Below are 12,089 nucleotides of genomic sequence, written 5' to 3' on the forward strand. Positions count from 1 at the left end.
GATGGTCACCATGACCGTCGAGGCCTTCTTCGCCCGCTACGCCGCCGCCCTGCTCGCCCGCGACGAGCACGCCGTCGCCGACCTGTACGCCGTCCCCGCGCTCGTCCTCTTCCCCGGCACGTCGATCGCCGTCAGCGACGCCGCCCAGACCGCGGCGTTCTTCGCCGCGTCGTGGTCGCAGTACGAGGGGATCGACGTCGCCGCCCCCTCGATCACGATCATGGGCGAGGGGCCGGTCGGCGTCTGGGCGGACGTCACCTGGGACCACGGCCACGGGCCGGCGGAGCGGTTCTGCTACCAGCTCGTGGCGGGTGAGGACGGCTACCGGATCGCCGTCCTCACCCTCCTCGACCGGCCCGTCTAGACGTCCGGGCCCCTCTGCAGCACCGGGCGCAGGGTGTCGAGCACGCTCGCGTCGTCGATCGTCGACGGCACGGCCTCGTCCTTGCCGTCGGCGATGCCGCGCATGGTCTTGCGCAGCACCTTGCCCGAGCGGGTCTTGGGCAGGGCGGGGACGACGGCGACGTTCTTGAACGACGCCACGGCGCCGACCTCGTCGCGCACCATCTTGACGAGCTCGGCGGAGAGCTCGGCCTCGTCGCGCTCGACCCCGGCCTTGAGCACGACGAACCCGCGCGGGACCTGCCCCTTCATCGCGTCGTGCACACCGATGACGGCGCACTCGGCGACGTCCTTGTGGCCGGAGAGCACCTCCTCCATCGACCCGGTCGACAGGCGGTGGCCGGCGACGTTGATGACGTCGTCGGTGCGGCCCATGACGTAGAGGTAGCCGTCCTCGTCGAGGTAGCCGCCGTCGCCGGTGAGGTAGTAGCCCTCGTAGCGCGACATGTACGACTCGCGGAAGCGCTCGTCGTCCTGCCACAGCGTCTGCAGGCAGCCGGGGGGCAGCGGGAGCTTGATCGTGATCGCCCCCTCCTCGCCGTGCGGGAGCACGCTGCCGTCGACGTCGAGGATCTCCACCTGGTACCCAGGCACGACCACCGACGGCGAGCCGGCCTTGAGCTCCATCGGCTCGAGCCCGCGCAGGTTGGCGGCGATCGGCCAGCCCGTCTCGGTCTGCCACCAGTGGTCGACCACCGGCACGCCGAGCTTCTCCGACGCCCACGTCCACGTCTCGGGGTCGAGGCGCTCGCCGGCGAGGAAGAGGGTCTCGAGCGAGGAGATGTCGTAGTCGCGCAGCAGGACCGCCTCCGGGTCCTCCTTCTTGATGCCGCGGAACGCCGTCGGGGCGGTGAAGATCGCCTTGACGCCGTGCTCCTGGATCACGCGCCAGAACTGACCCGCGTCGGGCGTGCCGATCGGCTTGCCCTCGTAGAGCACGGTCGTCGCCCCGGTGAGCAGGGGCGCGTAGACGATGTAGGAGTGCCCGACGACCCAGCCGACGTCAGAGGCGGTGAACATGACCTCGCCGGGCCCGACGTCGTAGATGTTCTCCATCGACCAGCGCAGGGCGACGGCGTGACCGCCGTTGTCGCGCTGGACGCCCTTGGGCTTGCCGGTGGTGCCCGAGGTGTACAGGACGTAGAGCGGGTCGGTGGCCGCGACGGACACGCACCCGGCGGGCTCGGCGTCCTTCACGGCCTCCGCCCAGTCGACGTCGCGCGCCCCCATCTCGGCGGCGTACTGCGGACGCTGGAAGACGATCGACGGACCTGGGTCGTGCGAGGCCAGCTCGATCGCCTTGTCGAGCAGCGGCTTGTACTCGATGACCCGCTTGCCCTCGATGCCACAGGACGCGCTGACGATCGCCGAGGGCTTGGCGTCGTCGATGCGCACGGCGAGCTCGCGCGCGGCGAACCCGCCGAAGACCACGGAGTGGATGGCGCCGAGCCGCGCGCAGGCCAGCATCGCAACGGCTGCCTCGGGGATCATCGGCATGTAGATGATCACCCGGTCGCCCTTGCCGACGCCCTGGGCCCGCAGCAGCCCCGCGAACGCGGCGACGCGGTCGCGCAGCTCGCGGTAGGTGAAGCGCTGGCGGTCGTCGGTGACCGGCGAGTCGTGGATCAGCGCGACCTGGTCGCCGCGGCCGGCGTCGACGTGGCGGTCGAGGGCGTTGTGGCAGGTGTTGAGCTCGCCGCCGACGAACCACTGCGAGAACGGCAGCTGCGACGCGTCGACGATCGTCTCGGGCTCGCGGTACCAGTCGATCAGGCCGGCGGCCTCGCGCCAGAAGCCGTCGGGGTCGTTCATGCTGCGGTCGTACGCCTGCCGGTACTCGCCACTCATGGCCCGGACACTAACCACGCCCCCGGACCCCGCGCACTGCCCGATCGGCCACGCTGATCGTCCCGTTGTGGAAAGTTCCGTAGGCTGACGACATGGCGCGCGTGACCCCGGACCTGAGCTTCCTCCTCGACAAGACGAGCGAGTCCCTCGCCGCCCGGATGACCACCGCGCTCGCCGACCTCGGCCTCACCGCGCGGCAGTACTGCGTGCTCGACAAGGCGTCGGCCGGCGACCGCACCCAGGGCCAGATCGCCGAGGCGGCCCTGCTCGACAAGACCACGATGGTCACGACGCTCGACGGGCTCGAGCGCGCGGGCCTCGCGCGGCGCGTCCCGTCCCCGACCGACCGGCGCGCCCGGCTCATCGAGACCACCGCCGAGGGCGAGGCGCTGGTCGAGAAGGCGGCGACCGTGATCCAGGCGCTCTACGACGAGGTGCTCGGCGTGCTCGGCGCCGACCGCGCGGCCGTGGTGGACGGGCTGACCCGGCTGGTCGAGGGCCCGCTGGCTGGCGACGTCCACGACGCCCGCCCACGCCGGTCGTCCCGGACGTGATGAGTCGTATCGGGATAGTTCTGAAATAGACGTTCTGATACGGTCGGAGCCATGCTGCTCGCCGACCGCACCCGCGCCGCGAACCCCTGGGTCGCGCTCGCGCTGCTCAGCACGTCCATGCTCATGATCATCTTGGACGGGACGATCGTCAGCGTCGCCCTGCCCGCGCTCCGCGACGACCTGGGCTTCACGGCCACCGGACTGTCCTGGACCGTCAACGCCTACCTCGTCCCGCTGGGCGGGCTCCTCCTGCTCGCCGGGCGCCTCGGCGACCTCGTCGGACGCCGCCGGATGCTCGTCGCGGGGCTCGTCCTGTTCACGCTCGCGTCGCTGGCGTGCGGCCTCGCGACCGGTCCGGCGATGCTCGTCGCCGCCCGCGCCGTGCAGGGCGTCGCCGCGGCACTCGCGTCATCGGTGGTGCTCGGGATGGTGGTGTCGCTGTTCTCCGAGGACACCGACCGGGCACGGGCGCTCGGGGCCTACGCCTTCGTGGGCGCCGCGGGCGCGTCGCTCGGCCTGCTGCTGGGCGGGGTGCTCACCGAGGCCGTCGGCTGGCGCGCGATCTTCCTCGTCAACGTGCCGATCGGCGTCGTGGCCGTCGTCCTCGCCCTGCGGGTGCTGGCCCCCGACCCGACCCGTGTCCCCGGGACACGGCCCGACCTGCTCGGTGCGGTGCTGGTGACGCTCGGGCTCGCGTCGCTGGTGTTCGCGATCGTGGAGGTGCACCCGATCGCGGGGCTCCTCGCCGTCCTGCTGCTCGGCGGGTTCGCGCTGCGCCAGGTCCGGGCCGCGGCACCGCTGGTCCCGCCCGCCGTCCTGCGGTCGCGGTCGGTGTCGTTCGGCAACCTCGCGCAGGTGCTGACCGTGGCCGCGATGATGGGCTTCCAGTTCGCCACCGCACTCTTCCTCCAGCAGGTGCTCGGCTACTCGCCCGGCGAGACGGGGCTGGCGATGCTGCCGGTGGCCGCGGTGATCGGGGTCGTCGCGCTGCGGTGCGCGGGGCCGGTGATCGCCCGGTTCTCCGCGCGCCGGGTCCTGCTCGCCGGGCTGGGGCTGCTGCTGGCGGGCTTCGCGGTGCTGGTCGGCGCGCCGGGCGACGACTACGTCACCCAGCTCCTGCCGGCGCTGCTGCTCCTGGGCCTCGGCGCCGGGCTGGTCATGCCCTCGGTGACGTCGGTGGTCATGAGCGACGCCGACGCCGACACGGCAGGCCTGACCTCGGGGCTCGCGAATACCGGCCAGCAGGTCGGCGGGGCGATCGGCATCGCGGTGCTGGCCGCGGTCGCCGCCGCCGAGGGGTTCCGCGCCGCCTACGGGGTGGCCGGCGCCCTCGTCCTCGCCTCCGCCCTCGTCGTCACCCTCGCCCTCCCACGTGAGTGAACTTGGGGCCTATAGCCCCGAAGTTCGCTCACATACTCCGTACGGCGCACGTGCGTGGGTCAGGCCCGCACCTTGGCGGCCACGCGCCGGGCCCCGGCGAGCACCTCGCCGGGGTCGACGCGCGCGAGCGTGCCGTCGTTGAGCACCGGCTCGCCGGCCACCCACACGTCGCGCACCCCCCGGGACCCGCTGGCCCACACGAGGTTCGAGATCAGCTGGTCGTCGTCGTCCGGGTCGACGAACGCGGGGTCGTCGACCCGGACGTGCACCATGTCGGCCCACGCCTCCGGCGCGAGGACCCCGAGGTCGTCGCGGCCCAGCGCCCGCGCGCCCTCGCGGGTCGCCATGGCCAGCGCGCCGGCGGCGGTCAGGGCCGTGGCGTCGGCGCCGCGCTGGCGGGCGAACAGCGAGGCGAGTCGCTGTTCCTCCCACAGGTCGAGGTCGTCGTTGGACGCCGGGGAGTCGGTGCCCAGGCCCGTCCGGATCCCGGCCGCGCGCAGGTCGGCGAGCCGGGCCACGCCCGCCGCGAGCTTCGCGTTCGACCCCGGGCAGTGGGCCACGGCGACGTCGTGGCGGGCGAGGATCGCGACGTCGTCGTCGGAGAGCTGGATGGCGTGCGCGGCGAGCACCCGCCCGCCCAGCGAGCCCGTCGCCTCCAGCATCGCGGGCACCGAGCCGAACTCGGCGCGCACCGCGTCGTCCTCGCCCGCGGCCTCGGCCACGTGCAGGTGCATCAGCGCCCCGCGCTCCTTCGCCAGCGCGGCCGTGCTCACGATCGCCTCGGTGGGCAGCGTGTACGCCGAGTGCGGGCCGTAGCCCAGCTCGACGCGCTCGCCCGGCCCGAACCGCAGCCCGTCGGCGTCGATCCAGCGCGTGATCGCGTCGCGCATCTGCTGCCAGGTGCCGAGGCGCTCCATCCCGGGCGCGGTGATGATCCCCGGCGTCAGGACCACCCGGGACCCGATCGCCAGCACGGCCTCGACGACGTTCTCGCTCTGGAAGTACATCTCCGCCGACGTCGTGACCCCGCCGCGCAGCATCTCCGCGGTGCCCGCGAGCATCCCGTCGCGCACGTCGGCGGGCCCGAGCTTCGCCTCGGCGGGCCAGACGATCTCGGTGAGCCAGCGCATCAGCGGCAGGTCGCCGCCCTTGCCGCGCAGCACCGTCAGCGGCGTGTGGGCGTGGGTGTTGACCAGGCCCGGCATGAGCAGGCCGGTGACCCGGACGACCGGCGCGTCCGTCGGGGGAGCCGACGCCGCCGGCCCCACGAAGGCGATCCGCCCGTCGTCGTCGACGTCCACCACCGCGTCGCGCAGGACGGTCATCGGCGCGTCGCAGGGCAGGACGATCGGGGCGTGGAACCGGTGCACGCGCCCAGCCTGCCCTACCGCGCCGCGAGGGCCGCGAGGGTCCTGAGCTGGCGGCGCATCATCACGAGGTCGCCCCACGCGAGCAGGCGGCGCAGGAGCCCGCCGCGACGGGAGCCGTCGACGGTCACCGTCGCGACGAGCCGGGACCCGCGCGGGTCGGGCGTGACCGCGTAGGTGATCGCGAACTCCTCGACCGGTCCGCGGCCCCGGCGGGCGCGGCGCAGCGTGAGGTGCTCGCCGGGGACGACCGTGTCGACGACGAAGAGCACCAGCAGGCGCTGACCCACCCGGACGTCGTCCGCGCCCGGCGTGAGAGTGCGAGGGCTGCGCCGGCCGAGGTTGTCGACCAGGTCGTAGCTGTACGGCGCGACGGTCAGCTGGCAGACCCAGCGCCACAGCACGTCCGGCGACGCCGACGACGTGACCGCGCGCGTCCAGCGTGCCCGCGGCGCGGGGACGAGCACGTCGGCCGGGGTGTGCCGCGCCCGTTCCCCGGGCGTCGTCCCCCAGTGCTCGGCGCGGACTCAGCGCTCCAGCAGCGAGCGCAGCGACCGCAGGGGCGGCAGCCAGGCGCCGGCGTCGGGCAGCGTGTCGAGGCTGACGCGCGGTAGCGGCTCGCGGAACACGCCCTCGATGTCCTCGAGGTCGAGGAAGTCGACGATCTCGGAGGCCACGGCGAACGCCGCGTACTCGCGGAAGCCGATCACCGTCACGGTGATGCCCTGCGCGACGAGGTCCTCGAGCGGCTCGCGGAACGCCCGCCCGTCGCCGGAGGCCACGACGACGTGGGCGAGGCCGCCCTCGACGCGGCGCGCCTCGATGTGGGCGAGCATGTCGTCGTCCACGTCGGAGTCGTCGGCGACCTTGGGCTTGGCGAACACCGCGAAGCCGACGTTGCGCAGCGCCTCGACCCACGGGCGCACGATCTCGGTGGAGCCGGGGACCACGTTGGTGAACACCGTCGCCTCGGCGAGCCCGTCCTGGCCGGCCTCGGAGAGCAGCCACCGGCCGACGGCGTCGAAGCGGGGCCGGAACGCCGAGGTCGGGCGGGTGCCGAGCAGCGAGCCGAGGCTCATGTCGATGTTCGGGGCGTCCCAGACGAGCAGCGTGCGGCTCGGCGGGGCGTCGGCCGTCTCCTGCCCGGCGCCGGTCTCCTCGACCGCACCGCCGGTCAGCGCGGCGGGCGGGGTGGCCAGGTCGGCGGGTGAGGGGGACGGCGACACGGGCCCGACTCTAACCGCCCGCCGGCGGATGCGACGGGTGCTCAGGGTCGGCTCCCCTCCGCGGTGGCACGCACCAGCAGGAGATCGCGGCTGGGGCGTCCCTCCTGCTCGGCGCGTGCCTCGAACTTGGTGCGCGGCCGCCAGTCGGGCCGGGGCGCGAAGCCGCCGTGGGGGTTGTCCAGCAGCGGCTCGGCGTCGGTCACCTCGAGCATCCACTCGGCGTAGTCGGCGACGTCGGTGGCGAGGTGCAGCGTCGCCCCGGGCGCGAGGCGCGACGCCATGAGGGCGACGGTGGCGGGCTGGATCAGCCGGCGCTTGTGGTGGCGGCGCTTGGGCCACGGGTCCGGGTAGTAGACGCGCAGGCCGGCCAGCGAGTCGGGCGCGACGAGCTCGGCGAGGACGACGACGGCGTCGCCGCGCAGGAGCCGGAGGTTCCCGAGGCCGCGCTCCTCGATGCGCAGGAGCAGCTGGCCCAGGCCCGGCGGGTAGACCTCGACCGCGACATGGTCGGTGCCGGGCTCGGCGGCGGCGAGCGCCGCGGTGGTCTCCCCCATCCCGGAGCCGATCTCGAGGCGCAGCGGGGCCTCGCGCCCGAACCACGCCGGCGCGTCGAGCCGGCCGTCGGTCACGGGCGGACCCTCGCCGTCGAAGCCGGGAGCCATCGCACCGTACCGCGACCAGAGGCGGTCCCAGGCGCGCTGCTGGCCGGCGGTCGTGCGGCCGCCGCGGTCGGTGAAGCTGACCACCGAGCGCCGCGGGACGTCACCTCCGGACGTCGGCAGCGTGTCGTGCTCGGGCCCCGGCATCCCCCGATCTTCACACGGGATCCGGGTGGGGACCGGCGGTGGGCTCAGGAGCGGCGCACCGAGGTCAGGGTGGCGCGGTCGGGGGTGATCCGGATACGGACGGCGGCGCTGGGGATGCCGAGGGCGGCGCCGACGAGCCGGCGGGCCGCGGCGTGGGCGTCGGCGAGACGGTCGACTACCACGTGCTGCCCGGAGGGGCCGAAGCGCAGCGTCCACCCGGTGGAGCCGAACGTCGCCGTCACCGCGTGCACGACGTCGGCGAGGCGCGGCATCGGCGTGGTCAGCGGCTCGGCCGCCCGGGACGCGACGGGCACCGCACGGCGAGTCAAGGGGACGAGGGTCACACTCGCTCATCGCTGCGGTCGCGGACCGGGTTAGCGCGGCGGCGGAGGATGACCCGGTCGGGGGATCGGACGTGCTCGGACGGCCCTGCTCGGCCGACGGGTCAGTGCGACGCTCCGCCGGACGGGGGGCCGCCCTCGATCACCTGCTGACGCGGGCTCTGCCGGGCGCGCCGCGACTGCTCGTACTGCGCGGTCATCTCCGACTCGAGCGTCTCGCTGCGCCGGCGGCTGCGGACGCGGGCGAGCAGCAGCAGCGTCAGGCCGTGGAGCACGCCCAGCACGAGCATGACGCCGCCGAGCTGGGTCACGACGATCTGCACCGTGCCCTGCACGTCGAACGGGCGGTAGGTGGAGATGAGGGCGAGGAACCCCAGCGCGACGAGGTGGAACAGCACCCCGAGGAGCCGGTTCGTCGAGACCGCGACCTCCTCGGAGTCGAAGACGTCACGGAGGAACCCGATCCCCGAGCGCATGAGGATCTGGCCCACCACGAGGGTCAGGATCGCGCCGACGACCACGATGAAGATGTACGTGCCGGTGTCGAGCACGGGGCGGTTCCCTCCCGGGTGACGGTTCGTGAGCAGTCTCCCCCGACGGGCGATCACGCGAAACCCTCCGCGACGTGTGCGAACGTGCCCTGTGTGACGGGTGGGGCGCCTACTCTGCGACGACTGTGGGCCCCCTGCGCAGCGCCGTCGTCGCGACATGCCGTGCGCTGGCGCCCCGGGTGTCGCTGCCCACGGCCGATGCGATCGAGGCGATCGCCGACCGGATGCTCGCCACGCCGTCCCTCGTCGTCGCCGGTCCGGTCTCGTCGGGCAAGTCGACGCTGGTCAACGCCCTGGTCGGGCGGCGGGTCGCGCCGACCGGCGCCGGTGAGTGCACCGCGATGACCGCCCACTACGTCCGCGGGGCCGCCGACCGGCTCGACGTCGTCCTCACCGACGGCACGCGCCGGCCGCTGCCGCTGGCCGCGGGCGGGCGCGTGCCGGCGGCGGTGGGCGACCGGCTCGGGGTGCGCCCCGAGGACGTCGACCACCTCGTGGTCACCCTCACGAGCGCGGCCCTCGACGGCCTGACGGTCATCGACACCCCCGGCACCGGCTCGGCGCGGCGGCCGGCGGGACACACCGGCGGCGCCCACGCCGACGCGGCGCTGGTCGTGCTGCCCGCGACGGCCCACGCCGGCGACCTCGACGTGCTGCCCGGCCCGGCCACCCACGGCCCGGCCGGGGTCGTGGCCGTCCTGGGCCGCGCGGACACGGTCGGCCCCGACGACGGGCGCGAGCTCGCGGTCGACCTCGGGCGCCGCCTCGGCGACCGGGTGGGTCCCGTGACACCGGTGATCGGGCTGCTCGCGGAGACCGCCGTGACCGGGGCGCTGCGCAGCGAGGACATCGGCGCCCTGCGGCTGCTCGCCGGCGCCGACCCCGCCGTGCTCGAGGTCGCGCTGCTCGACGCGGAGCTGTTCACCGCCGCCGAGCTGCCGCTGCCGACCGAGGCGCGGGTGCGGCTGCTCGAGCTGCTCGACCTGCGCGGGCTGGCGCTCGGCCTGGCGCTGTTGCGCGCCGACGCGTCCGCGGGGGTCGGCGAGCTCTGCGAGGCCCTGCTCGGCGCGTCCGGGCTCGCGACGCTCGTCGGCAGGCTGCACGACGAGGTGCGCGTCCGCACCGACCTGCTCGGCGCGTCCGCCGGGGTGCGCGACCTCGCCGCGCTCGGGCAGCGCCGGTCCCGGTCGGAGGCCGCCGACACGGCCTCGCCCGGGGAGGCCACCCGCATCGCCGACGCCGCCGGCTCGCTGGGCCGCCGCGCGGCGTTCGCCGACCGGGCCCTGCTCGAGGTGCGCGCCCGGCTGCGGGCCGGCGCGCTCGGCCTGCCCGCGGAGCTCCTCGACGAGGTCGACCGGCTCGCCGCCCCCGGTCCACCCGACGTGCGACTGGGACGCGCCGGCGTGCACCCCGTCGAGCTGGCGGGCCACGCCGCCCGCCGCGCCGCCTGGTGGCAGGCGTACGGGTCGTGGGGCTCGCCCCGGCGCATCGCCGACCTCGCCCACGTCGTGCACCGCACCTACGTGCGGGTGTGGCGCGAGCTCACCGCGGGCCCCGCCCGATGAAGGAGAGAAGGGCGTGAAGGAGATCCCGGCCGAGGTCGCGCGGACCCGCGAGGCGCTGGACGCCCTGCTCGCCCGCCTCGACCCGGACGCCGCCGCCCGCGCCGCCGCGCCACCGCCCCCGCGACGACCGACGGTGGCGCTCGTCGGCGCTCCCGGCCGCGGCCGCGCGGAGCTGCTGGCCGCACTGCTCGGGCTCGACGCCGCGCCCGACCGGGACGCGGACGGCGCCCGGCGCGCCACCCGCGAGTCGGTGGGTCCGGTGCCCCTGCTCGACGAGCTCGACCTGGTCGTGCCCCCACGCGCCGCCGACCCGGGCACCTGGCCGGTCGACGGGGCCACCGCCGCGCTGGTGCTCGCCGACGCCGCCGCCCCGCTGGGCACCGAGGAGCTCGACGCCCTCGCCCGCGCGGCCGCCCGCGTCGACACGGTCGTCCTCGCCCTGACCCGGACCGAGGCCCACCGCGGCTGGCGCACCGTCCTCGAGGCCGACCGCGCGCTCGTCGCGGGCCACGTGCCGCGGCTGGCCGACGCCCCGTGGTTCCCCGTCTCCGCGGCGCTGGCCCGCCGGGCGGCCGAGGCGTCCCCGGAGGCGGCGGCCGCCCTGCGCCGGCGCTCCGGCCTCGCCGCCCTGCAGCGCGAGCTGCACCGCCTGGTCGCCCGGCGGCGGCGGATGCTCGCGGAGGCGAACGCGCTGCGCCTGCTCGCCGGGGAACTGGACGGGGTGGCCGCGCGCGCCGAGGCGACCCGGACGGCGCTGCGCGCACCGGCCGGCGAGGACCTGTCCCGGCGGCGCGACGAGCTGCTCGCGGCGCGGTCCGCGTTGCGCCGCGACCACCACACGCGCTGGCGTGCCGATCTCGCGACGGCCCGGGTCGCGGCCGCCGACGACCTCGCCGCCCGGGTGCGGGCGCTCGGCGTCGCCGTGCGCGCGCGGATCGAGGACGCCGACCGCGCGGGGCTCGCCGCGGTCCCGCGCGAGCTCGCCGGTGAGGTCGAGGCGCTCGCCGCCGACGTCGTCGGCGGGCTCGGGGCGCGGCTGCGGGCGCTGGTCGCGACGACGCTCGCCGAGCTCGTGCCGGCCGGCGAGCTGCCGGCGCTGCGTGTCCCGGACCTGGGCGAACCTGCCCTCGTGCCGGCCCCGCGGACCCGGCCGGCGGAGGACCGGCTGCTCGTCGTCGCGGGCGCGTCGGGCGGGCTCGGCCTGTCCCGGCTCGCGCTGCTGCCGCTGCTCGCCGTGCCGATCGCGCCGGCCGCGCTCGGGGCGGCGCTCGTCCCGGTGTCGGTCGGGCTCGGGCTGGGCGCGGCCGGGTGGGTGGCGCGGGCCCGGCGCCTGGCCGCCGACCGGGCGCACCTGCGGCAGTGGTCGGTCGAGGCGCTCGCGGAGGTGCGCGGCGACCTCGAGCGGGTGCTCGCCGACGCGCTGATCACCACGGAGCGGGAGGTCACGCTCGCGCTCGACGCCGCCCTCGAGGACCGGGCGCGCGACCTGGACGACGCACTGGCCGCCGTGCGGCACGCCGGCGCCGACCGCGCCGAGGCGGACCGCACCGCGGCGCGCACGGCCGCCGAGGCGCGCGAGGGCCGCGACCGGGCGGAGGCGCTGCTGCGGCGGCTCGCGGCGTGGCGGGACCGGGTGGACGTTCCCGTCGATATGGCCGAACCGCACCCGCGCGGAGCGGCGGCCACCTAGCCTCCGGGACATGGTCGATGTCCCCGAGGTCCACCCCGAGGTGTCCGTCGATCCCGCCACGCCCGCGGAACTGTTCCTCGACGGCGTCCACGTCCTGGGCGCCGCGACGGTCGACAGCGACGCCGACGGCCGCCCCGACACCGCCGTGGTGGGCGAGCCCGACGCGCTGGTGCTGGGCACCGACCTCGACGGCGACGCCCGGGTCGACGTGATCACCCGCCTGCACGACGACGGGAGCGCCACGACGGAGGAGACGCCCGAGCAGGTGCCGGACGCCCCGTGGGACGAGGGCCCCGTGCCGCCGGCGCCCGTCATCGACCCGGTCACCGGCCGGTGGGTGCGCGGCGGCTGACGCACGT

Annotated in this window: 13 protein-coding genes; 6 read left to right on the forward strand and 7 right to left on the reverse strand. The window is 75.8% G+C overall.

Annotated features, from left to right (window positions below; genetic code table 11):
• Positions 1-10 precede the first annotated feature (10 nt).
• Positions 11-364, forward strand: a complete 354-nt coding sequence (locus tag WCD41_RS19945; protein ID WP_337715578.1) for a DUF6841 family protein — start codon at positions 11-13, stop codon at positions 362-364.
• Here WCD41_RS19945 and WCD41_RS19950 read toward each other — a convergent pair.
• Positions 361-2,250, reverse strand: a complete 1,890-nt coding sequence (locus tag WCD41_RS19950) for a propionyl-CoA synthetase (RefSeq protein ID WP_337715580.1) — start codon at positions 2,248-2,250, stop codon at positions 361-363. The two genes, WCD41_RS19945 and WCD41_RS19950, sit on opposite strands and share 4 nt — an antisense overlap.
• 92 nt (positions 2,251-2,342) lie before the next feature.
• Between WCD41_RS19950 and WCD41_RS19955 the strand changes: the two genes are divergently transcribed.
• Positions 2,343-2,804 (forward strand): MarR family winged helix-turn-helix transcriptional regulator, encoded by a 462-nt coding sequence (locus WCD41_RS19955; RefSeq protein ID WP_337715582.1) that lies wholly within the window; start codon positions 2,343-2,345, stop codon positions 2,802-2,804.
• A gap of 51 nt (positions 2,805-2,855) precedes the next feature.
• On the forward strand, positions 2,856-4,184 hold the full coding sequence (locus WCD41_RS19960; RefSeq protein ID WP_337715584.1) for an MFS transporter: 1,329 nt from the start codon (positions 2,856-2,858) through the stop codon (positions 4,182-4,184).
• Positions 4,185-4,243: 59 nt separating this feature from the next.
• Here the strand turns inward: WCD41_RS19960 and WCD41_RS19965 are convergent, their stop codons facing one another.
• The 6 genes from WCD41_RS19965 to WCD41_RS19990 all read right to left on the reverse strand — a co-directional run bounded on the left by WCD41_RS19965 (position 4,244) and on the right by WCD41_RS19990 (position 8,475).
• On the reverse strand, positions 4,244-5,509 hold the full coding sequence (locus WCD41_RS19965; protein WP_337716091.1) for an amidohydrolase family protein: 1,266 nt from the start codon (positions 5,507-5,509) through the stop codon (positions 4,244-4,246).
• Positions 5,510-5,568: 59 nt separating this feature from the next.
• Positions 5,569-6,018 (reverse strand): hypothetical protein, encoded by a 450-nt coding sequence (locus tag WCD41_RS19970; protein WP_337715586.1) that lies wholly within the window; start codon positions 6,016-6,018, stop codon positions 5,569-5,571.
• Positions 6,019-6,078: 60 nt separating this feature from the next.
• Entirely contained in the window at positions 6,079-6,777 is a 699-nt protein-coding gene (locus WCD41_RS19975; protein WP_337715587.1) for an NYN domain-containing protein, read from the reverse strand.
• Positions 6,778-6,818: 41 nt separating this feature from the next.
• Positions 6,819-7,583 carry a tRNA (guanosine(46)-N7)-methyltransferase TrmB gene (gene trmB / locus WCD41_RS19980; protein WP_337715590.1) on the reverse strand — a complete coding sequence of 255 codons (765 nt, stop codon included), beginning with the start codon at positions 7,581-7,583 and terminating at the stop codon, positions 6,819-6,821.
• Between the two features lie 44 nt (positions 7,584-7,627).
• The gene (locus WCD41_RS19985; protein ID WP_337715591.1) at positions 7,628-7,912 is read right to left on the reverse strand and encodes a hypothetical protein; all 285 of its coding nucleotides are present in this window, start codon (positions 7,910-7,912) and stop codon (positions 7,628-7,630) included.
• A 116-nt stretch (positions 7,913-8,028) separates the two neighbouring features.
• Complete coding sequence (locus WCD41_RS19990) at positions 8,029-8,475, reverse strand: hypothetical protein (protein ID WP_337715593.1); 447 nt, start codon at positions 8,473-8,475, stop codon at positions 8,029-8,031.
• 179 nt (positions 8,476-8,654) lie between these two features.
• Between WCD41_RS19990 and WCD41_RS19995 the strand changes: the two genes are divergently transcribed.
• Genes WCD41_RS19995 through WCD41_RS20005 form a run of 3 tightly spaced genes read left to right on the forward strand, consistent with a single transcriptional unit; the run spans position 8,655 to position 12,082 of the window.
• Positions 8,655-10,040: a dynamin family protein gene (locus WCD41_RS19995; protein WP_337715595.1), complete on the forward strand. Its 1,386-nt coding sequence runs from the start codon at positions 8,655-8,657 to the stop codon at positions 10,038-10,040.
• 13 nt (positions 10,041-10,053) lie between these two features.
• On the forward strand, positions 10,054-11,730 hold the full coding sequence (locus tag WCD41_RS20000; RefSeq protein WP_337715598.1) for a hypothetical protein: 1,677 nt from the start codon (positions 10,054-10,056) through the stop codon (positions 11,728-11,730).
• Between the two features lie 10 nt (positions 11,731-11,740).
• Complete coding sequence (locus WCD41_RS20005; protein ID WP_337715600.1) at positions 11,741-12,082, forward strand: DUF6802 family protein; 342 nt, start codon at positions 11,741-11,743, stop codon at positions 12,080-12,082.
• Positions 12,083-12,089 lie beyond the last annotated feature (7 nt).

The organism is Actinomycetospora aeridis (assembly GCF_037400275.1).
GTDB classification, from domain to species: domain Bacteria; phylum Actinomycetota; class Actinomycetes; order Mycobacteriales; family Pseudonocardiaceae; genus Actinomycetospora; species Actinomycetospora aeridis.

What these genes read in the sequence shown, in the direction of transcription:
- WCD41_RS19945 (WP_337715578.1), top strand. Translation starts at nt 11, where the DNA reads ATGACCGTCGAGGCCTTCTTCGCCCGCTACGCCGCCGCCCTGCTCGCC.
- WCD41_RS19950 (WP_337715580.1), bottom strand. Translation starts at nt 2,250, where the DNA reads ATGAGTGGCGAGTACCGGCAGGCGTACGACCGCAGCATGAACGACCCC.
- WCD41_RS19955 (WP_337715582.1), top strand. Translation starts at nt 2,343, where the DNA reads ATGGCGCGCGTGACCCCGGACCTGAGCTTCCTCCTCGACAAGACGAGC.
- WCD41_RS19960 (WP_337715584.1), top strand. Translation starts at nt 2,856, where the DNA reads ATGCTGCTCGCCGACCGCACCCGCGCCGCGAACCCCTGGGTCGCGCTC.
- WCD41_RS19965 (WP_337716091.1), bottom strand. Translation starts at nt 5,509, where the DNA reads ATGACCGTCCTGCGCGACGCGGTGGTGGACGTCGACGACGACGGGCGG.
- trmB (WP_337715590.1), bottom strand. Translation starts at nt 7,583, where the DNA reads ATGCCGGGGCCCGAGCACGACACGCTGCCGACGTCCGGAGGTGACGTC.
- WCD41_RS20005 (WP_337715600.1), top strand. Translation starts at nt 11,741, where the DNA reads ATGGTCGATGTCCCCGAGGTCCACCCCGAGGTGTCCGTCGATCCCGCC.